The following is a 19470-nucleotide window of genomic DNA, read 5'->3' on the forward strand; positions in this document are numbered from 1 at the left end:
TTATTGAGGCGCGAACGCGCCTATAAAAATGAGCGCCCAGAAGATAAAGCCGCAAAACAGCGCGCCAAAAGTATGAGCCGTCCATTTGGAATTTGCTTTAATGACCGCCGGGGCGTCGCGATTAAGCGAATTCACCCATAATACGAGCGGTACAAAAAACAAAAAGGCCAAACCAGAGGAAACGCCAGCGGCTAAAGCCCCAATTCCAGTTTCGTTTTCATATGCTCTGGACGCCAAGTTTCCGCCAATTGAAAAAATAATAACCCCTAGCGTCAATAATGCGCCAAGGATGACAGGCGCTTTTCTGGTCTCCTGTTGGCCGCGGATTTCTGCAAAAAGCGGATAAAACCAGATCATGGAAAAGAAAGCGCGCCAGAAGGGCATAATGGAGCGGTCTTCCTGAGCATTGACCCATCGCCAACAGCGCCACATCCAGAATATGGCGTAGAGTCCGACGCTGGCGATGCTGAGAATAATAAATTTTGTCAACGATACAGGATGCAATACGGATTGCGACATAAGTAGGTTGTCGCGCTTCAACTGCATGTAGATGGCCACGGGGAGGTAAATCAGCCCGGCAATCATTAACACGATGATGCCGATGTAAAACCAGTCCAGGTTGGAAATGTCAGCATTTCCCATATAAGTGAAGTCAAGATAGCCAAAATCATTCAGGTCACTGATTACCTGTTGGTATTCGTCTTTAAACTCTATGGGCGCTTCCGGAGAATAGGTCTTCAGACTGTAAGATAGAGTTGTGTCGCCATTGCTGATGTCTTCGCTGCGGCGAAAATCAAGATATGCGGACGCCAAATTGAATTCGGGCTCGCCTTCAAAGTCGCTAATGCCGGCCAGGACGAATTCATGATGATAATTTACAGGAAAAGGAAGCGCGATCGGGGCTGTCCTGTCGTGGAAATTGATGTCGCTGAGAACGCCAAGCACAGCATCCGCACGCAGAGGAAAAGCATCTTCAATCGCTTTACCGGCATAGGCTTCGCGGTCAAACGAATAGAACTCCCGTATAGTAATTTTGTTGGCTTCGCGATTGTCGTCGACCGAAATGTCTTCGGCGGCGACGATCCCCGGATATTGCCCCTGGTAATAGTTCAGGTAATCCAGTGAAAGCTGATGCAGGGACTTTGACTCCAATTGCCGCCTAAAGCTGTCAGCTTCCTGACCTGTATAATCTGAAACAACAGTCAATGAGACGCCGGAGGTCTCAAATTTTGAAAAATCAAAATGTTCTCTGACGGATTTTTCCGGACTGTCTTTTTGCGGCGGCGTGATCGCCCACAACGCGCCGTTTCCTAATTGCAGCGCCAGACCATACCCGTAATGGGGTTGTGCAATGTCCGGAAAAACGCCTCCCTGCGCGAAACTTGTCGGATCGTTCCAATATCTTTGACCGTTTACGGAATAAACGGCAATTGCATGATCAAATGCAAAAGGCGACGGCGCGGTGAGCGGCAACGCGTAGCCTGCATCATTATCTGTTAGCGCTACATGGGCGTCGACATTCAAAGCCCGTAATATTGCGACAAGCAACACGCTCTTGTCTTTGCAGTCGCCCCATCCCCGGGCGATAACGTCCTTTGGCGCGCGCGGCAAATGAGACCCCACGCCAGTTTCATCAGCGACATAGCGAATCTCATCTTGAACATAACGGATCGCCGCCGTAATTTTTTCATTCAGGCTTTTTTCAGCGTCTGAAATCCACGGCTGTTCTTCCGCAAAATTTTCAGGCAGCACAGTTTTCGCATCGTAATCGCTGACCAGGCTGTCAACGACTGTGCGCCAATCCGGAAATGTGGAAACCGATACATTTCCCCAATTTTCATAAGTTTGCGGCGTCGCGTCCTGGCTGGCGACAATCTCGGGATCTTCCAGCAGCCACAGATATTCGATATATCCATCGTTACTGGATGTTTCAGGCGTAAAATCTGTATTTTGATATTTAACAGTGAGCGGCTTATCCGCAGGCGACAAGATCCGATTCCGGTAAAATTCAAGCGGCACCGACCAGCTTGCTGATACGCCGGTGGAAAACTGACCCGGCCAAAGCGCTGACTGCGTGGTCCAGCTGACCTCGTAATCTACAATATCTCCGACACGGACATCTTCAACTTCCGCATATACGGTAAGATCGCCGTCCGTTACGCCGCTTGCCATATCGCTTTCCTGACGAGCGACTATGAAATCATCCGGCTTAAGCTTATCCAGCGTAACGCCGTCGCGAATAATGCGAACGCGGTGTACGGCAAATTCATCATCCAGCGGATCAAAACTGAACTGAAGTCTGGCGGCGTCTTCAAGACCAGTCCTGTTGACAACTTGAGAAGCGATGCGCCGGTAAAATACGTATCTTTCGTCCTCTATACGAACCTGAACATCAGCAATGAGAAAATAGAGGCCGTCTTGGGTCTCATTTAAGCGATTTTCTCGGGGAGCCGGCACGGTGGCCGGAATGACCCATGCAGGGGCGTCATTGAAAGAAATATCTGTAGAAGCGTGATCCGGTTGGCCAGCGGCCGTTGAAAGCAGCGCCATGAACAAGAAACAAAGACCAATGCTTTGCCGCATAAATGCGCGAATGATGTATAGTTTGAACAAAATGGCCCCCCGGCCGTACGCTACTTTAAAGCAGCAAGAATTCATTTTCTGCAGCGATAGTCAACCAATGCTGTTTACCATAACAGATTGACGTCAACCAAAGTTTGAGTCTTCCGGTAACGCGCCGTCCAGAAGCCAGCGCCGCGCCAACGCGACATCCGTAAACCCGCGCACCCGCCCGTCGGCGATTTCACGAAGCGCGCGTGAGCCGCTGGCGTAGGCGTCTTCGCCTTCCCGATCGACCGCCGCATCAGGCAGCACCACGGCTTCGCGCTCCAGCCCTGCCTCGATCACGGCGGGCATGACGTCGTTCACGAGCCACGCTTCGGATGCGTCGAAACTCGAGCGCAGAAAACGCAAATCCGCGAGCCAGTATCGAAAGGCGCCCGTGCGGAACAGGTCGCAAATATAGTCGATAACAGCGCGGAATTCGTCCTGGGTGTCGAACCGGTCGAACCAGACATCGGAAACAAGATTCAGATCCCTGTTGACGCCGACGATGGCGTAAACCTGATCATTGGCGCGGAAAAACGTACGTTGCGCGTCAATGGAAAATGCGCGCGTGACGTCTGGTTGGATTCGTTTCTGGGCGGCTTCGGCCATTCTCGATCGCACACCTTGAATTTTGTGTGATCTCCCCTTCGCAACGCCTATAGCAGCGTTGCGGCGCTGAATAAAAGACGCCGCCGCAAAATATTTTGCAAACGCATGATGGGTGAAGGAAGCCCGGAAACGCCCCTACCGCCGGGCCATCAGCGCCAGGCGCAACGCGGCGCGCTCGACGATCTCGCGTTGCGGCGCGCCGGTGGTTTTGGCGTCAAGTTCAGCGTCCACAAGCATGCGCAGGGCGTTGTCGATTTTGGCGCCGCGCCATTTGTAGAGGCGGTTTTCAAATGCGCGCTGTTCGGCGAAAAAAACCGGCGGGCGAAGCTTTTTCATGGCGGCGGCTGCGCTGTCGCCGGCGTCCATCAAATCGCCGGCGGTTTTGAGGCGGGCGAACTTGCGCTGCATGGCGCGCAGCAATCCGATGGGGCTGGCGCCGGCGGTGGAGGCCTTGTGCAGCGCGTCGGCGAGGCGTTCCGGCGCGCCGTCGGCGCAGGCGCCCGCGGTGTCGTCCATGGCGTCGCCGAGCCCGTCCACCAGCGAGGCGCGCACATCGTCCAGCGAAATTCCGGACGGGCCGGACCGCAATGCTTTCGGGCCTTTATAAAGAATGAGTTTTTCGATTTCCGCGCGCGAAAGACCGTGATCCTCGCCGAGGATGGAAACCACGAGATCAAGCGCGTCTTCTTCGAACCGCAGGTCTTCGGCGCGCGCCGCCTCTTGCGCCATGGCGCGCACATCCGCCGGCCCGTCGGCGTAGCACGGCAGTGCGGCGGCGGATTTGGCTTTTTCAAACGCTTTTCTGAGGCCGGATCGCGGCGTTAACTCGCCCGCCTCAATGATAACGAGGCCGTTCGGTTTCAAATGTCCGGAATCGAGGCCGTCGATCAGGACGCCGGCGGCCCTGGCGGCGCCTTCGCCGCTTGTCCGCACCCGGATGACCCGTTCGCCGCCGGTAAAAGACAGGGCCGTGATTTCATCGGCGAGGCGCGCCGGTTCGTCTTTCAAATCGGCGTCCGAAAGCTCGAGGTAATTAAATGGGTCCTTGAGGTCGGAAACGACGTCCCCGGCCAGCTTCATGGCGCGCTCGCGCGCAAGCCCGCTATCGGGACCATAAACAAGCACAGCCGCAATCGCCGGGTCGCGCCTGGCGAGAAAACCCTTGATGGCGCGGCCTTTCAGGGCGGTCATTCTTGATCGTATCGGGGCTTGATCACCTCGCCCCGGCGCGGCTCCACCAGTATGACGGAATCGTCAATCTCGGCTTCAAATTCATCCGGGTCCAGATTGCCGCGCTCTTCAGGCGGCGCAGAGAAACGCAACAGAAGATCGCGCTCGATTTCTTCGGCGAGTTGCGTGGCGGCTTTTTCGATGGCGTTCTTCTCCGCGAACAGGGTCGAGTATTGCGAACTGACGATGTTGTAGGAGGTGATCGATCGCGCGCTGCAGCGAAAGCGCTGCCCCGTCGTCTGATCGATAACCGTATAACGCCCCGTCAGCCGGTAATTGTAGCGCGTGACCGTGGCGTCGATCTGCACCGCCAGCCGCTCGGCGCGCTCATTGGCTTCCACAAAGAGCGAATAGCGCGGCGTTACGCCCTCGCCCGGCGTCATGCGCGCGTTCAACGCGTCGGTCAGGATCGGCGCCAGGGAATCCGGCGCGGCAACGCTCTCGACGCGGACCTGCCGGATGACCGGCGCCTGTCCCTCTGGCGTTGCGTAAATCGGCCGGAAACCGCAGCCGGTGAGAAGCAAGGCCCCGGCGGCCGCGAAAATCAGTTTTATTCTGTTTGGCATTGCTGTTGCGACCCCTGCCGCTCAATTGGCGACGATGTTGACGATCCGTCCCGGCACCACGACGACCTTGCGGATGGTCTTGCCGTCAGTATGGCGCTTAACCGCCTCGTCGGACAAGGCCGCCTGTTCCACAGTTTCACTGGGCGCGTCGCTCGCGACGGCGATTTCCGCCCGGCGTTTGCCGTTGACCTGTACGCCGATGACAATCTCGTCCCTGGCGAGCAGCGCGGGATCGGCCTTCGGCCAGGGCGCATCGCAGATGAGACCTTCGCCGCCCAGCGTCTCCCAGCATTCTTCGGCCAGATGCGGCGTAAACGGTGCCACAAGACGGGCCAGCGCGGCCAGCGCTTCAGCCTGCGCAAAAGCCTCGGCCTTGACGCTGTTCGCCGGCGCGCCGTCTTCTCTTTTCATGGCGGGCGTTTTCTTGAGCGTGTTCAGGAACTCGTAGATGCGCGCAATCGCCTTGTTGAACCGGAAATGCTCAATGTCGTCCGTGACGCCGGCGATGGCGGCGTGGGTGGCGCGGCGCAGGCCAAGGCCCGCCTCGTCAATGTTCGCCGGCGGGTTCGCAAGGTCATGGGGTTTCAGCGCGCCTTTGGCGGGCGCCACCGCGTCCCAGATACGATTGATCAGTTTCCACGCGCCCTCGACGCCGGAATCGGTCCACTCCACGTCGCGCTCGGGCGGGGAGTCCGACAGCATGAACCAGCGCGCCGCGTCCGCGCCGTAGGTTTCGGCGATGGCTTCGGGGGAGACCACGTTCTTTTTCGATTTCGACATCTTTTCGATGGGGCCGATTTTCACCGGCATGCCGTTATCGGCGCGTTTGGCGGCGCCTTTTTCAAGAACAACGTCCTCGGGCAAAAGCCATTCTCCGTTGTCTTCGTCTTTGAACGTCGCATGCACCACCATGCCTTGCGTGAACAAATTGGCGAAGGGTTCGTCTACGGAGGAATAACCGCAGGCCTTCATCATGCGTGAGAAATAGCGCGCATAAAGCAGGTGCAAAATCGCGTGCTCGACGCCGCCGATATACTGGTCCACGGGCAGCCATTGATCGACGGTTTCGCGGTCGACGGGTTTATCGTCCGGCTGCGAGGCGAAGCGCGCGAAATACCATGAGGAATCGACAAATGTATCGAACGTGTCGGTTTCACGCCGGCCTTTCCCGCCGCATTCCGGGCAGTCCACATGTTTCCATTCGGGGCGCCGATCGAGCGGGTTTCCGGGGACGGAAAAGTCCGCCTCCTCGGGGAGTTTCACGGGCAGGTCTTTTTCAGGCACGGGCACGATCCCGCAGGCGTCGCAATGAATCGCGGGGATCGGGCAGCCCCAATAGCGCTGGCGCGAAACGCCCCAGTCGCGCAGGCGATATTGCGTAACGCCCTTTCCCAGCCCCATCGCCTCGATCTTTTCGATGGCTGCGGCGATGGCGGCGTCAATCGGCAGCCCGTTCAGAAACTCTGAATTGAACAATACGCCGGGCCCGGTATAGGCCGCGCCGTCAAGCGAGAAGCCGGCGGCGTCCGCGCCCTCCGGCAAGACCACCGGCGGGATCGGCAGGCTGTATTTTGTAGCAAAATCGAAGTCGCGCTGGTCATGCGCCGGACAGCCGAAAATCGCGCCTGTGCCGTAGCCCATCAATACGAAGTTGGCGACATAGACCGGCAGCGTTCGCTCATCGAACGGATGGGCCGTTTCCAGCGCGGTCTTGTAGCCTTTCTTCTCCGCTTTCTCGATTGCCTCTTCGGATGTGCCCGCGCTCGCGCATTCGGCGATAAACGCCGCCAGATCCGTATCCTTTTCGGCCAGTTTTACGGCCAGCGGATGATCCGGCGAGATGGCGATGAAGCTTGCGCCAAAAAGCGTGTCCGGCCGGGTCGTGAAAACCTCGATCCCGTCCTCAAAACCCGCAGGCGTTTTTATTTCCGTGGCGAAAGGAAACTTTATGGCCGCGCCTTTGGACTTGCCGATCCAGTTTTTCTGCATCAGGCGGACATTGTCCGGCCAGCCGGAAAGGCGCCCGTCATCCAGCGCCGCCAGCAGGTCTTCGGCCGCATCGGTGATCCTGAAAAACCACTGCGAAAGTTTGCGCCGCTCCACGGCCGCGCCCGAGCGCCAGCCCTTGCCGTCGATTACCTGTTCATTGGCCAGAACGGTCTGGTCCACGGGGTCCCAGTTGACGAGGCTTTCCTTGCGGTAAGCGAACCCCTTTTTCCAGAAATCCAGAAACATGCGCTGCTGGTGAACGTAATATTCCGGATCGCAGGTGGCGAACTCGCGCGACCAGTCGATGGCGAGGCCCATTTTTTTCAGCTGCCCGCGCATGATGTCGATATTGCCGTATGTCCACTTGGCCGGATGCGATCCGGTTTGCATGGCGGCGTTTTCGGCCGGCATGCCGAATGCGTCCCAGCCCATGGGGTGCAACACATTGAAACCGGCGGCGCGCTTGTAGCGCGCGATGACATCGCCCATGGCGTAGTTGCGCACATGGCCGATATGGATTCGCCCCGATGGGTACGGGAACATTTCGAGGACGTAATAATTTGGCCGCGCATCGTCCGCGCGCGTTTCAAAGGATTTTTCCTGCGCCCAGCGTTTCTGCCATTTGGGTTCGGATATTTTGGGATTGTAGCGGGACATCTTCAAATTCTTTCGGATACAAAAAAAACGGCGCGTGCGCGCCGTTTTTCAACCATTCCGGCGTGCGTTGCTAGTCGTCAATGACGTTTAGGCGCAACTGGCGCGCGCGCGAAAGGATCGCATTTTCAATCTCGCGGCCCGTGGCCGGGTTGACGCTGGCGTCGACCCAGTCGCCGGCTTCGGATCTTTCCTGACGGAAAACGGAAACCCTCAGCGCGTCGGCCCGCAAGGCGCTGTCCAGAATATAGACATTGGTCTTGAACCGTTCGCCCGGCGCTTCCGGATTGACGTACCAGTCGGTGATGATCAACCCGGCGATGGGGTCGGCCGAGAAAACGGGCAAGAAATCAAGCGTTTCAAGCGAGGCCGCCCACAAATAGCGGTTCACGGTTGTGGCCTGCGCGCCGCGGCCGGATTTATAATCCGCCAGCGTGGCGTTGCGGTCGCGATCGGCGCTGTTGCCGCCGCAGGCAGCCAGACCAGCCGCGCCGGTCGCAAGCGCTAAAACTTTGATTAAATTTATATATTCCGGCTTCATAGACTGAAATCCTGTCATTCGGCGGTCATTCCGGGAAAGCGGCGCTGCGTTGTCGGCGCAAAAGCCGTGGCTTTCCTACCACAAACCGCTAATTACACAACGGGGCCGCATCGCTTTGCTTGAACCATGGTGAAGGCGGCGCCATTATATCGCGTGGTCATAAAGCGTTTAACTTTATGCCGTTAACCGTAGTGCGTCATCAGGGCGAAAATGGGGTTGGCTCTGATTTTGAATTGCGTCTGTCCAGCCGGCAGCGGTTGGATTAACGGAACGGCGGCGGGCTGGTGATCGCAAGGGGCGTTGCGTTGGGAGACGACGCCGGACTTGGGGAAGTTCGGCATGGTGTGCAAATGGTTGTGTGGGAATGGTTTTTATCATCTGTTTCCGTGGCAACCGAGATGAATGACAACGCGGCCGCCCTTACGACAAGACGGCCGGAACGAAAACGGAAATAGAAGACCGATGACCGGCCTTTTGAGAGCGTTGATTGGCGTTAGCGCCGCGGCTTTGACCGCGGGCGCCGCCTATGGCGCGGACCCGGTCGAAATTGACGTTGAAGGCGAAGCCAGCGCCGCGGCCGGCCTGGCGGACGGCGATGCGAAGGCCGATGCAAACGCGCGCCTCAAGGTCACGGGATCAAGCATTCTCGATAATGGTATTGAGATCGGCGCCAGCGTGATGGCCCGGCTCGACGGCGATCAGCCGCGCCAGATGTTTGCCGGCGGACGGTATTCCAGCCTGTTGCTCGGCGGCCCGCGCGGCGTCGCGCCGGCGGAAAGCGATGTTTATCTTCAGGGCGCGTCAGCCTATGTGAAGGGCGGTTTCGGGCAGGTGATTGTCGGCCGCGATCAGGGCGCGGCGCGCATCTTCGCCGTCAAGGCGCCGACGATTTTCTCGTCGGTGAACATAAATGATTGGCAGACGGATCTTTCCGGCCTCAACGATATCCATACGATCAATGATTTCACCGGTTACGCGACCAAGGTGACGTATATGCCGCCGGCGAATTTCCTCGGCGGCGTTTTCGGCGGCTTGCAGCTTGGCGTTTCCTATTCGCCCGTGCTGCGTGAATGCGGCGATCTTTTATGCGCCCCGGAATCCGGTTTCGTGATCTCGCCCAACGGGGTGATGCTCACGGAAACCAGTAAATGGGATGACGCCGTTGAAGCCGCGCTTTATTACGAAAAAGGCATCGGCGTCGGGTCGGACCGGCTGTTCCTTGGCGTTGGTGCAAGTTTTGTGACGGCGAGCGAAGATACGCGAACGCTCTCGACCGCTTTTGACGATTACGAAGCGTATTCTGTCGGGCTGAATCTCGCCTATCGCGGCATTACGCTTGGCGGCTCGGTGAAAACAACGAACGCCGGTCTCGCCTCGCTCGAGGACGATGGTTATCTGGCTTTCGACGCCGGCGTAACGTTCCGCACGGGCGAGGATTCCGGCGATGTCGCCTTTATGCTTGGCGTCGGCCAGTCCGAGGCGAACACCATCGGATCCAATCCGATTGATCCAACTCTTTTCCGTGATACGCGCTCTGCTCAAGCAGGCGTGTCCTATGTTCTTGGCCGCGGCATCACGGTCGGCGTCGCCGGCCAGTATGTCGAAGCCAAGAAACCAGTGGCTGCAGGCGGCCCCGAAGAAGCCGCCACGGTCGTGATCGAAAGCTCGATCAAATTTTAAGTTTCTAAGCGCCTGCGATGCTTAGAGGGGATATGAACCGGGGCGGCTTTATGGCCGCCCCGTTTTCTTTCAACACCGGGGAAAACCGGGTGATGCCAGGCTGCCCATATGCGGCTACGTTCAAGCTTTGACGCAGACTGGTCACACCAGGACGGAGGCGCCGATGTCGCGTACGAACAATCACGTGGATTATATTGAGTTCGCTGCGGAAGATCTCAAAACCGTGCAGGCGTTTTACGCGGCCGCTTTTGGCTGGGCGTTTCAGGATTGGGGCGAGACCTATACCAGCTTTTCTGGCTCGGGACTTGAGGGTGGTTTTCGCGGCGGTGAGAAGCCGCAATCCGGCGGCGCGCTGGTCATTCTTTATGCGGACGAGCTTGATGCGAGCGAAAAGCGCGTCATCGACGCCGGGGGCGAAATCATCGACCATCACGATTTCCCAGGCGGCAGGCGGTTTCATTTTCGCGACCCGGCCGGCAATGTGCTTGGCGTCTGGACGATCGCGGAAACAGCCTAGTTATCGCAAAAACGCGCTGATCGCCGCGATCCCGGCGATATTCGGTCCCGCCAGAAGATGGGCGTTGCCGGCGTTGACGCCGCCCAGCGCCAGAACCGGTATTGGCGATCCGGCCGCGAGCATGCGCAATCGCGCCGGGCCGGCCGCTATGGCGCCGGGATGGCTTTGCGTCGCGAAGGCGGGCGACAACAGCGCCGCATCGGCTCCCATGGCGCCGGCGCGTGTTAGCGCGTCTGCGTCATGACACGCCGCCGTCAGGATCAGATGTTTCGGAAAATCGGCGCCGGGCGCATGCCAGCGCGGAAAATGCACGCCGTCTGCGCCAATTTTTTCGGCCAGCGCCATATCCGCGCCGATCAGGAGTTTGACTCCGCGCGCTGCGCAGATCGACTTGAGCCGGGCCGCCAGATGCGCCCGTCCGGGCATCCGGTAGTCTCTGAAAATAAGGGCTGAATTTTCCGGCAGACTTCGGGCAATGAGTTCTGGATGCGGCGCGCGCGCCTGGTCCGTCAGAAAAGCGAGACAAAACGGCGGCGCGGCGCCCGATCGGCGTTTGAGCGAATGCGCGGCGGCTGCTAGCCTTGCCGCCCGCGAACGGAGCCCCAGATGCCGGACAGTGTCCAAAACGCCAATCCTCAAAAGTCCGGTGTTGACGTGCAGGCAAATCTTGCGGCGATCAAGGCCGGGATCGAAAAAGCGCTGAAAGAGGCCGGCCGGCCTTCCGGCGCCGTTACGCTGACTGCGGTATCCAAACAGCATGACGAAACGCGCATTCTCCAGGCGCTTGACGCCGGGCATCGCGTTTTCGGTGAAAACCGGGTTCAGGAGGCGATGGCGAAATGGCCGCCGCTACGGGACAAATTTCCCGATATCGAGCTAAGGCTCATCGGCCCCTTGCAAACGAACAAAGCCAAAGAAGCTGTCGCCTTATTTGACGTTATCGAAAGCCTTGACCGGCCGAAGCTCGCCAGAGCGCTGGCGAAGGAAATGGAAAATCAGGGAAAACGCCCGGCTCTGCTCATTCAGGTCAATACCGGCGAAGAGGCGCAGAAGGCGGGCGTCATCCCGGCCGAAGCGGATGCGTTTATTGCCGAATGCCGTGACGGGATGGGACTGCCCATTGAGGGTCTAATGTGCATCCCCCCGGCGGATGACGATCCCGCCCCGCATTTCGCGCTTCTGGAAAAAATCGCCGCCAGAACCGGGTTGCAAGCGCTCAGCATGGGCATGAGCGCCGACTACGCTATTGCCGCGCAACTTGGCGCAAGCCATGTTCGGGTAGGTTCGGGGGTCTTCGGGCCAAGGCCGCAAGCCTGATTTTTCGCGGCCTAACGAAAAGTTGTGTGAGATGTGAATTTCAATATCACGTCATTCAGCGCTATGACCCGCGCTGAGCCATATTGAGCAGGAACAGGCGGACCAGTGATGAACAGGGTTAAAAAAATTCTCCTCGTCGATGACGACGCCCTTCTTCGCGATACGCTGATCGATCAGTTTGGCGTTCACGATGAATTCGCCGTCGAACCTGTCGAGACAGCGGCCGCAGCCATCGACCGCGTCCGCGAGGAAGCGCATATTGATCTTATGCTGCTGGATGTCGGCCTGCCCGATATGGACGGACGCGAAGCCTGCCGCATTATGCGCAAGAACGGTTTCAAGTCGCCGATCATCATGCTTACCGGCGCGGACAGCGAGGCGGATACAATTCTGGGGCTCGACGCCGGTGCAAACGACTATGTCTCCAAACCGTTTAAGTTCAGCGTCTTGCTGGCGCGGCTGCGCGCCCATTTGCGCAGCCATGAACAAAGCGAAGACGCCGTTTTCAAAGTCGGCCCTTATGAATTTCGCCCGGCGGTCAAAATGCTCGTGACGCCGGAGGACAAAAAAATCCGCCTTACCGAAAAGGAAACCTCGATACTCAAATTTCTTTATCGCGCCGGCGGCAAACCCGTCACCCGCGACGTGCTGCTCGATGAAGTCTGGGGTTATAATTCCGGCGTGACGACGCATACGCTGGAAACGCATGTCTACCGCTTGCGTCAGAAAATCGAGCCGGAGCCGTCAAACGCGTCAATCCTGTTGACCGAAAGCGGCGGGTACAGATTATCACTTTAGGAAATCGGGAATGACGGTCACAATTTATCACAATCCGCGTTGTTCAAAATCACGCCAGACACTGTCGTTGTTGGAAGAAAAGGGCGTCGCGCCCGAGATTGTACTCTATCTCGAAAACCCGCCAGCCAAGACGGTCCTGAAGTCGATTGTGCAAAAACTGGGGGCGTCCAGCGCACGCGATATCATGCGCGTAAAAGAGGCGCCCTATATCGAGCTTGAGCTTGCAAATGTCGACGCGGAGACAGCGCTGATTGACGCCATGGCGGAGCACCCAATTCTCATCGAACGTCCGATTGTGGTAAATGGCGACAAAGCCGCAATCGGGCGCCCTCCCGAGAATGTGCTCGATATTTTATAAGCGCTAAAGTCGTTCATTCCGATCAAGCTTTTTCAAGAGCGCGTTCGCCCGGCTCCGGTAGCCGCGCTTGGTGTTGGCGTCCATTTTTTCCCATGTTTTATACATTTGGCCCAAACGCGGATTGCCTTTCAGTTTCTTTTCGTTACGGGCCAAAAAATCCCAATACAGCGCATTAAAAGGACAGGCGTTTTCTTCTGTTTTTTTCGTGACGGCGTATTTGCAGTGTTTACAGTAATCCGACATGCGATTGATATACGCGCCGGACGCCGCATAGGGTTTTGACCCCAGTGCGCCGCCGTCGGCATATTGCGACATGCCGATCACATTTGGCGCCTCAACCCATTCGAACGCGTCGATATACACAATGAGATACCATTCGTGCACCTCAAGCGGGTCGACGCCGGCCAGCATGGCGAACGTACCGGTCACCATCAAGCGCTGAATATGATGCGCATACGCCTCTTCGCGAGTTTGCGACACAACCTGGCGAATGCAATTCATATCGGTTTCGCCGGACCAGTAGAACCAGGGCAGCGCCCTTTCAGCGCCGAGAAAATTCTGTTCCGTATAATCCCCGTCGCCCAGCCAATAAACGCCGCGCATATATTCGCGCCAGCCAATAATCTGGCGGATGAAACCCTCGACGGCGTTCAGCGGCGCATGGCCGTCCGCATAGGCTTTTTCAGCGCGCCGGCAGACCTCCATGGGACGCAAAAGCCCGACATTGATATAGGGCGAGAGGAGAGAGTGGTATAAAAACCGTTCGTCTTGCAGCATTGCATCTTGATAATCGCCAAATAACGGCAGCGCATTCTCGATGAAATCGTCGAGGGCTTTGAGCGCGTCTTCGCGTGTGACTGCGAAACGGAAAGGCTCAATGTCGCCAAAATGACCTTCGCAATGCTTCTGAATTAAACGCATCGTATTTTTTGTGATTTCATCAGGCGCGGCGCCGAAGGGCTTGGGGATGAAAAGATCAGGCGCTGCAGGCTTGCGGTTTTGTTTATCGTAATTCCATTTGCCGCCCTCCGGCTCATCACCGTCCATCAAGAGGCCGGTTTTCTTACGCATCTCGCGATAAAAATATTCCATGCGCAGCGTCTTGCGGCCCTTCGCCCATGTTCTGAATTCTTCGATAGAGGCTACAAACCGGTCATCGTCGCGGACCTCGACTTGCAAAGAGAGCGCGTCTCGCCACCCTTTTACTTCGTTGACAACGCGCCTTTCGCTTGGTTTCGTAACGACAATGCTTTCCACATTGTGTTTTGAAATCGAGGCTTTTAGAAAATCTGTAAACGATTGAAAATCGTTGCCGTCATCAAGGCGTATATAATCAACCTTGTATCCTTTGGCCTTGAGCGTTTCCGCAAAATGACGCATGGCGGAAAGCACAAATACAATTTTCTTTTTATGATGCCTGACGCTCGTGATCTCATTGTAGAGTTCCGCCATAACGATGACGTCTTTGGTTTTGCGCGCATCCTTGAGGCTGGAGATGTCGAGCGACAGCTGATCGCCCATGATCAGGATCAGTCGCGGTCCGCTCACCATTCGATCCTGCGCCCCGCATAATCAAAAAAACCGCCTGATTGGTTTGGCTGCAATCCGGCGATAACCCGCAGCAGGTTTTCCGCCGCCTCTTGCGGCGTGGCGGTGTATCGCCCGCCCGCGAATTTCTCGGTCAGCGGCGTCTTAACCGTACCGGGATGCAGCGCCACAATAATGGAGCGCTGATTGCGCCGCGCCTCTTCAATGGCGGCGCAGCGAACAATCTGGTTCAGCGCCGCTTTTGAAGCGCGGTAGCTCATCCAGCCGCCGAGCCGGTTGTCGCCAATCGACCCGATGCGCGCCGAAAGGGTTGCGAATACGGTGCGTTCGCGCCGTTTTAGAAGCGGCATGAAATATTTGAACGCCAGGGCCGCGCCAATCGAGTTCACGGCGAATGCATGCTGCAAATGACTGGCGTCTATTTCACGGAACGCCTTTTCCGGAGCGTCGCCGCCGGCCACCAGGATGCCGGATGCGTTAAAAATAATGTCGAATTGAATATTGTCAGCCGCAAACATCTCTGCGGCGCGTTTCACGCTGTGTTCCTGCGACAGGTCCAAACCATCGTCGCGCCGGCTGAGCCGGCGCAGGTCAATGCAATTCTTGTTGCGCTCCAGTTCCAGCGCTATGGCCGCGCCGAGCCCGCCAGATGCGCCGATAACAAGCGCACGGAACGGCTCGCTCCCGTTTGCCAAATCATACTCCCAAAGTCAGCCTGCGGCGCCCTCTTCTACGATCGCATCAAGCGCGCCGTTTATTTTCTGAAGCGGGCCGCCCGCTTGTTGCTCAATACCGTAATTTTCGAAGACTTGCGTCATATCATGACGGATAATGCTGACGGAACCGTCTTCATTTTCAACAACGAGAATCTTCAATGGCAGTTCCAGCCCCATGGACTGGTCCGCCTGCATGACGGGCGTCCCGCCTTGCGGGTTGCCAAAAATAATCAATGTTGTCGGCCGCAAGCTCTGATCGACAGACGCCGCGCCGGCGGCGTGATCGATGACGGCGAATGTCCTGAAGCCGCGCGCGTCAATAGCCGATTGAATCTGCGCCAGCGTGCTTTCAAAGCCGGCGTTGCTTGTGGTGCGTTCAATGGCGGCGCCGCCGCTGACGCCGTATGCGCCGGATTCCTGCGTTGACGGCGCAGAACAGGCCGTGAGCGTTACAAGCGCCGCGCTGGCGATAAATACTGTCTTCATCGATGTTTCCTTCCCGCGATCAGCCTTTCAAGAGCGTTTCAATTTCAGCACGGCGGCGCATCAATGCGCTATAGCCTTCTTCAATGAATTCGTCGGCCCGGTCGAAAGCCGTCGGCATGGCGTCGCGCATATCCGGCTGAATACAGATCTCCGGCGGGTCGATTTTCGCCCGCGCCCTGGCGAGCTGCATCTGAAAAATGTCGGCGGCGGCGTAGGCGGTCTCAAAAAGATGCGGTTGCGCCTTGGCGCGGGCCTTGGCGAACTCGAATTGGCGTTCAATGGCGGTGCGGGTATCGTCGATCAGCTTTGCAACGGCCCCGGTTACGCCTTCAGGTTGAGACGTGTCGGCCGGCGCCAGCGCCGGCAAGGCGGGGGGCGGCGCATCGAACCTGTCGAGGACGCGCGGGACGGCGTTAAGGTCCACCGAGATCACTATGTCCGCGCCCATTTGGCGGGCCTGCGAAACTGGCGCGGGGTTGGCGAGCGCGCCGTCCACCAGCCAGCGGTCGTTCATCCGCACGGCGTGGAATACAACAGGAATGGCGCTGGACGCGCGCGCAGCGTCTATGACCGATCCGGAAGTGATAGCGATCTCTTCGCCTGTGGCGAGATCCGCGGCGACCGCGACAAATGCCGCGTCTAAATCTTCAATATTCTTGTCATAGCCGCGAAACGCCTCGAAGGCCGGCGATGTATCGACAAATCCGCCCCGATGGACCTTGAGCGTAAAGCGCTGCAACGCCGATAGCGGTTTCAGCATACGCGCCCAGCTCTCAAACTCTTCCAGCGCGCCGATAAGGTGCGCGCCGCCCACCAGCGCGCCGACCGAGCATCCGGCGATCACATCAGGCTTCACGCCCATGTCGTTCAGCGCCCGTAAAACGCCGATATGGGCCCAGCCGCGCGCGGCGCCGGAACCCAGCACCAGCCCCAATTTCTTAGCCCCCGATTTCTTGGCCATAGTCGTCTCCGTCCCGGCGCGTTGAGCTAGATGCGCGGTCTTTGCGTTCATCAACCTGTGGAAATCTAGCAGGATTTTTGAACGCCGCAGATAAGGATTTCAATCTGATAAGCAATGTTCAAGCGGTAGCTTCAATCTACGAACACAAGCATAGTGCGCGGTTCGAATCACGTTTTCCTTGGAGTAATTGCGTGTCTGGCGTCGAGCAGATCAAACCGCATAGCGAACCAGAGCCTGCGCGCGCCGAGAGCGCGCCGCGTCCGCATACGCGCGAAGAAATCGCGGCCTTGATGGACGCCGCTGCAGGCAAGGCGGAAAAGCGCCGCCGCCGCGAGGGCGGATTGCTGAATGCGACATCCTTTTGGTTGTTGTGGGCCGGCGTGTTCGTCGCCATCGCCGCGATTGTTTACGTGATCTTGAGCGCGCGCGATGCGGGCGGGGCCGGCGTCATTCTGGCGGGCGGCCTGGCGTTATTGATCGCTGTCTTCCTGACCGGCGCGGCGATGAAAATGTTTTCGCCTGTCCTGATCACCGGCATGCTGTTGCAGCGTGCGACGGGGAAACGGTCAGGCGAGGCTGCGGAGCTCGCCGGATCGGAAATCCTGGGCGCGCTGGGACTGGCGGAACGCGTTCTCGACGGCGATCCGGACGCCCGGCTTGTGGCGCGCCGCGACGGCGTCGTTACGTACGCCAACAAGGCGTATTTCGCGCTCGCCAAAGACGCAGGCGTCATGGGCCCCGCCGGATTGCCGCCCAGAATTGACAGGCTTTTCGCACAGCAAGGCGCGGAAGCCACAAAATTATTCCGCCTGTGCAAGGCGGCGAAAAGCGGCGAGGCAGGCGAAGAAATTATCTACCAGATCATGGGTATCGCCGGCGGCGGCGCGCGCCGGCGTTTTGAAGTGAGCGTGCGTCCCATCCGCACGGCCGAAGATCATGTGGTCTGGCGATTGCGCGAATTGCCTATAGAAGAAAGAGAACATGACGCGCTGGCGGCCGCATATGCGGACCTGCCGCAGCCCGTATTCGCACTTGAAAAATCCGGTCAGGTCGCCTGGTCCAATGCTGCGCTGCGCGACAAGCTGGGCGCCCGGCGCGGGGATATCGGCAATATTGATGACATTATTCTCGGCGAGACGCGCGATCTCGTCAGCGCCATGTGGCGGATTGATCGTACGCCTGAAGAAGCGCAGGTGCGCCGCATCGATCTGGACCCGGCTTCGGCGGTCTTCTGCGCGTTTCGCCGCGGCGGCGTCGGCGAAGGTTATGTCTGCGTGAGCGTCACTGTCGATGAATCCGCCGATCAGGTCGAAGAAGTTACGCTGTCGGGCGATATTTCGGAATCGCCCTTTGGCGTCGCCATCATCGAGGGAGAGATCAATCGCGACGGCCGCGTTGTGGAAGCGAACAAGGCTTTTATCGACGCGTTTGGGGCGCAAAGGAAAAATACGCCGCTGGCGAAATGCGCCGGCGCGGCGGCGCTGGAAGAGCTTGCGGATGAAATTCGCCGCAAGACGCGCGCGGGCGGCGCGCCGAAACCTGTCGAAACGACTGTCGGTCAGGGCGTCGGCGCGCGAACATTTGCGTTATATGCGCGGCCCGTAAAACGACGGCGCGGCTCATACGGCGTACGCAGAACGCTGCTTTATTCCGTCGATGTGACCGATCGCAAACAGATGGAGGAAGAGTATGCGCAAGACCAGAAACTGCGCGGCATAGGCGAGCTGGCGAGTAAGGTCGCGCATGATTTCAACAACTATTTGCAGGTTGTTATCGGGCATTGCGAAAGGCTGATGCTAAAACATCCAGCTGGCGATCCGGCCTATCAGGACCTTGTGCAGATTCGTGAAAACGCCCAGCGCGCCGCCAACACGACAAAGCAATTGCTGGCGTTCTCGCGCAAACAGACGCTGCAACGCGAAGTGCTGTCCATTACAGAAGTCTTGCGCGATTTCTCACCATTCCTGACGCGCTCGATCGGCGAGAAAGTCAAGCTGGAGCTTATCAACGGGCGCGCCCTGCCAACGATCCGCGTTGACCGCCATCAGCTCGAAACGGCGCTTATGAATCTGGCCGTGAACGCACGCGACGCCATGGCCCCGAAAGGCGGCAGGCTGATCGTTCGCACAACGTGTCTTGATGCGGAGGAAATCAAGAGCCGCCCTATTCAGGGGCTGCTCGATCAGGATTACGTTCTTGTGGAAATCGAGGACACAGGACCGGGCGTGCCCCCTGCGCTTGTAGACAAGATCTTCGACCCGTTTTTCACAACCAAGGCGAGCGGCAAAGGCACCGGATTGGGGCTTTCCACCGTTTATGGGATTATTCGCCAGCTGGACGGCGTGATCGCCTTAAAAAACGAACCGGACAAGGGCGCCTGTTTCGAAATCTATCTCCCCGCATATGAAACAGACGCTCCGGATGCGGAAAAACCACGCCCGGAATCGCGCCCTGCCCGTTCCCGTGAGCCGCAGGATCTCACCGGCGCCGGCCGCGTGCTTGTCGTGGAGGATGAAGACCCCGTCCGCGCCTTTGTCGTCGCGACGCTGACAGATTGCGGATATGACGTTGAACAAGCCGAAGACGGCGAAGACGCGCTTGAAATTCTTGAAGACGATAAAGATTTCGATCTTGTGATATCGGACGTGATGATGCCTGATCTCGACGGGCCCTCAATGATCGCCAGGGCGCGCGAGGAGCTGGCGTTGAAGTCGAAGGTCATTTTTATGTCAGCCTATGCAGAAGCGGCTGTTCGCGATCAACTCGATATCATCAAGGGCGCGGGCTATATACAAAAGCCTTTCACGCTTCAGGGTATCGCTGAGACGGTGAAAACAACGTTGTTTCCTGTTGACGAAGGCGATGCGGAATAAAACGCGCGGGCGGCGCGGCG

The 19470-nt window shown here is 57.9% G+C and carries 17 protein-coding genes; 6 read left to right on the plus strand and 11 right to left on the minus strand.

The window, feature by feature from the left end; genetic code table 11:
• From ACQK2Q_RS14745 to ACQK2Q_RS14770, 6 genes are all read right to left on the minus strand, one after another.
• On the minus strand, positions 1-2613 hold the full coding sequence (locus tag ACQK2Q_RS14745) for a DUF3857 domain-containing transglutaminase family protein (RefSeq protein WP_425410505.1): 2613 nt from the start codon (positions 2611-2613) through the stop codon (positions 1-3).
• A 93-nt stretch (positions 2614-2706) separates the two neighbouring features.
• Entirely contained in the window at positions 2707-3216 is a 510-nt protein-coding gene (locus tag ACQK2Q_RS14750; RefSeq protein ID WP_425410506.1) for a hypothetical protein, read from the minus strand.
• 135 nt (positions 3217-3351) lie between these two features.
• On the minus strand, positions 3352-4407 hold the full coding sequence (holA, locus tag ACQK2Q_RS14755) for a DNA polymerase III subunit delta (RefSeq protein WP_425410507.1): 1056 nt from the start codon (positions 4405-4407) through the stop codon (positions 3352-3354).
• Complete coding sequence (gene lptE, locus ACQK2Q_RS14760) at positions 4404-5012, minus strand: LPS assembly lipoprotein LptE (protein ID WP_425410508.1); 609 nt, start codon at positions 5010-5012, stop codon at positions 4404-4406. The genes holA and lptE overlap by 4 nt, the downstream gene beginning before the upstream one ends.
• A 21-nt stretch (positions 5013-5033) precedes the next feature.
• Positions 5034-7658, minus strand: coding sequence for a leucine--tRNA ligase (leuS, locus tag ACQK2Q_RS14765; protein WP_425410509.1), 2625 nt, complete (start codon positions 7656-7658; stop codon positions 5034-5036).
• A 70-nt stretch (positions 7659-7728) separates the two neighbouring features.
• Entirely contained in the window at positions 7729-8196 is a 468-nt protein-coding gene (locus ACQK2Q_RS14770) for a DUF3576 domain-containing protein (RefSeq protein ID WP_425410510.1), read from the minus strand.
• 462 nt (positions 8197-8658) lie between these two features.
• Here ACQK2Q_RS14770 and ACQK2Q_RS14775 point away from each other — a divergent pair, with 462 nt between their 5' ends.
• Complete coding sequence (locus ACQK2Q_RS14775; RefSeq protein WP_425410511.1) at positions 8659-9876, plus strand: porin; 1218 nt, start codon at positions 8659-8661, stop codon at positions 9874-9876.
• Between the two features lie 163 nt (positions 9877-10039).
• The gene (locus ACQK2Q_RS14780) at positions 10040-10393 is read left to right on the plus strand and encodes a VOC family protein (RefSeq protein ID WP_425410512.1); all 354 of its coding nucleotides are present in this window, start codon (positions 10040-10042) and stop codon (positions 10391-10393) included.
• Here ACQK2Q_RS14780 and ACQK2Q_RS14785 read toward each other — a convergent pair whose 3' ends face one another.
• Positions 10394-11017, minus strand: a complete 624-nt coding sequence (locus ACQK2Q_RS14785; RefSeq protein ID WP_425410513.1) for a thiamine phosphate synthase — start codon at positions 11015-11017, stop codon at positions 10394-10396.
• Here ACQK2Q_RS14785 and ACQK2Q_RS14790 point away from each other — a divergent pair.
• The 3 genes from ACQK2Q_RS14790 (at position 11000) to arsC (ending at position 12866) form a co-directional block, all read left to right on the plus strand.
• Positions 11000-11710, plus strand: coding sequence for a YggS family pyridoxal phosphate-dependent enzyme (locus ACQK2Q_RS14790; protein ID WP_425410514.1), 711 nt, complete (start codon positions 11000-11002; stop codon positions 11708-11710). The two genes, ACQK2Q_RS14785 and ACQK2Q_RS14790, sit on opposite strands and share 18 nt — an antisense overlap.
• Positions 11711-11818: 108 nt before the next feature.
• The gene (locus ACQK2Q_RS14795; RefSeq protein ID WP_425410515.1) at positions 11819-12508 is read left to right on the plus strand and encodes a response regulator transcription factor; all 690 of its coding nucleotides are present in this window, start codon (positions 11819-11821) and stop codon (positions 12506-12508) included.
• Between the two features lie 10 nt (positions 12509-12518).
• Entirely contained in the window at positions 12519-12866 is a 348-nt protein-coding gene (arsC, locus tag ACQK2Q_RS14800) for an arsenate reductase (glutaredoxin) (protein WP_425410516.1), read from the plus strand.
• A gap of 3 nt (positions 12867-12869) precedes the next feature.
• Here the strand turns inward: arsC and ACQK2Q_RS14805 are convergent, their stop codons facing one another.
• The 4 genes from ACQK2Q_RS14805 to ACQK2Q_RS14820 are packed head-to-tail and all read right to left on the minus strand — an operon-like array spanning position 12870 to position 16577.
• A complete protein-coding gene (locus ACQK2Q_RS14805) occupies positions 12870-14387 on the minus strand; it encodes a cryptochrome/photolyase family protein (protein ID WP_425411172.1) in 1518 nt (505 codons plus the stop codon).
• A gap of 23 nt (positions 14388-14410) precedes the next feature.
• Positions 14411-15109, minus strand: coding sequence for an SDR family NAD(P)-dependent oxidoreductase (locus ACQK2Q_RS14810; RefSeq protein WP_425410517.1), 699 nt, complete (start codon positions 15107-15109; stop codon positions 14411-14413).
• Positions 15110-15124: 15 nt separating this feature from the next.
• Positions 15125-15616, minus strand: coding sequence for a DUF302 domain-containing protein (locus ACQK2Q_RS14815; protein WP_425410518.1), 492 nt, complete (start codon positions 15614-15616; stop codon positions 15125-15127).
• Between the two features lie 19 nt (positions 15617-15635).
• Positions 15636-16577 carry a patatin-like phospholipase family protein gene (locus tag ACQK2Q_RS14820; protein WP_425410519.1) on the minus strand — a complete coding sequence of 314 codons (942 nt, stop codon included), beginning with the start codon at positions 16575-16577 and terminating at the stop codon, positions 15636-15638.
• A gap of 191 nt (positions 16578-16768) precedes the next feature.
• Here ACQK2Q_RS14820 and ACQK2Q_RS14825 point away from each other — a divergent pair, with 191 nt between their 5' ends.
• Entirely contained in the window at positions 16769-19450 is a 2682-nt protein-coding gene (locus tag ACQK2Q_RS14825) for an ATP-binding protein (protein WP_425410520.1), read from the plus strand.
• Positions 19451-19470: the final 20 nt, after the last annotated feature.

This window comes from Hyphococcus sp. (genome assembly GCF_965228385.1).
GTDB lineage: Bacteria > Pseudomonadota > Alphaproteobacteria > Caulobacterales > Parvularculaceae > Hyphococcus.